Origin of the sequence: Cupriavidus sp. SIMBA_020, from assembly GCF_046535395.1 — a bacterium.
GTDB lineage: Bacteria > Pseudomonadota > Gammaproteobacteria > Burkholderiales > Burkholderiaceae > Cupriavidus > Cupriavidus campinensis.
The window spans coordinates 1-232 of the sequence record NZ_JAWRWU010001755.1; the positions used below are offsets into that span (position 1 = coordinate 1).

General features: G+C 67.7%; 1 protein-coding gene. It reads left to right on the forward strand.

Annotated features, from left to right (window positions below):
- Positions 1 to 232 (forward strand): porin (locus tag SB751_RS35640; protein WP_410749687.1); only part of this gene is annotated, 232 nt, incomplete at both ends.

Sequence of the window (232 nt, forward strand, 5' to 3'; positions counted from 1 at the left end):
GCGCATCAAGGGCAACGACGGCTACAAGGAATCGAAGGTTGGCATGTCCAACGGCCTGTCCAGCGGTTCGCGCTGGGGCCTGCGTGGCGCCGAAGACCTGGGCGACGGCCTGAGCGCCGTGTTCACGCTGGAAAGCGGCTTCAACTCGGCCAACGGCCAGTCGGGCCAGAGTAGCCGCCTGTTCGGCCGTCAGGCCACCGTCGGCCTGAAGGGCGATTCGTGGGGCCTGCTG